The organism is Brevibacterium sp. HMSC24B04 (assembly GCF_001806835.1).
GTDB lineage: Bacteria > Actinomycetota > Actinomycetes > Actinomycetales > Brevibacteriaceae > Brevibacterium > Brevibacterium ravenspurgense.
Genome location: NZ_KV786078.1, coordinates 1 through 1,311, shown reverse-complemented (window position 1 = coordinate 1,311; position 1,311 = coordinate 1). Strand labels below are relative to the sequence as shown.

Here is a 1,311-nt window from a genome sequence, read left to right as displayed (position 1 = left end):
TGTGAAGCGTCCTGGGTTTAGTTCCGCTTCTATTACGCCCCTGTGTTGATGGGCTGGGTGAGATAGTACTCGGTTTCTAGTTCTTGTGGGGTGGCGTAGTCCAATGCTTCGTGAAGTCGCTTGGTGTTCCACCAATGCACCCACCGCAAGGTAGCCAATTCGACTTCTCCGGCCGACGTCCACGGGCCTTGGGCATGAATCAGTTCCGCCTTGTAGAGACCGTTGACTGTTTCGGCTAGAGCATTGTCATAAGAATCGCCGACTGTTCCCACACTCGGACGGATTCCGGATTCCGCTAGCGCGGTGGAATACTTCAGTGACACGTACTGGCTGCCCCGATCGCTATGGTGAATTAACTGGTTTCCATGAATTCGCCCTGCAGTCGTTAACGCATGCTCCAAAGCCTCCATGGGCAGCGCATCGGTACGCATCGTCGAGCGTGTAGCAACACCAACAATTTTCCGACTGAAGACATCCACAACAAACGCGGTGTAGGCGAATCCTGACAGGGTACGAACGTAGGTAATGTCGGCAACCCAAAGCCTGCCTGGCGCTTGTGCACGAAAGTCTCGCTGTACAAGGTCTGGGCGATGATCCGGTGCCTTCGGGCTAATCGTTGTCACAGGGGTTCGTCCACGTCGGCGGCCGGAAACACCTGCTAGCTTCATCAACCGGGCAGTCTTGTCGCGGCCGATATGAAAGCCTTCACGGTTCATCGCGTGCCACATTTTGCGGATGCCGTAGACCGAGAAATTCTCCGCATGCACACGCTGTATCTCTGGAATGAGAAGGCTATCGCTTAAGGCCCTTGCGCTGGGAACACGTGTGGTGACTTTGCGGTAGCCGCGTGAAGTAATGAATCCACGATCTGCTTGTCGAAGGACTCGGCAGATAGCCTCGACCCCAAACTGATCTTTATATGCGTCGATGTAAGAGATCATTTGGTCGCGGGTCGGTCGAGTTCCGCTGCGAAAAAAGCCGAAGCAGTCTTAAGAATCCCGTTTGCTCGTTTCAGTTCGCGGTTTTCTCGGCGCAGACGCTTGAGCTCTTCTTCCATTCCTTCGCCGCCTGACGCATCAGAATTATCACGTACTGAAGCACTGTCACGGTACCAAGCCCGCAACGTGTGGTGAGATAATCCAAGGAGCTCGCCGACCTGAGTGTAGGCGCGTTGCAGTGAGCAAGACTCCAAACGGACCATTTCGATGATCTGATGAACCGCCTTCTCCTTGAACTCGACGGAATACTTTCTAGGCATAGTTCAATCCTTCCTTACCTAAGGTAGGAACTAAACCCAGGACGCTTCATCTT

1 protein-coding gene is annotated in these 1,311 nt (G+C 53.7%); it reads right to left on the bottom strand.

Annotated elements, in window-relative coordinates:
* Positions 1–32 precede the first annotated feature (32 nt).
* A protein-coding gene (locus HMPREF3092_RS03060) for an IS3 family transposase (RefSeq protein WP_141737943.1) occupies positions 33–1,258 on the bottom strand; the annotation gives its coding sequence in 2 pieces (ribosomal slippage) (positions 33–979 and positions 979–1,258; 1,227 coding nt in all).
* Positions 1,259–1,311: the final 53 nt, after the last annotated feature.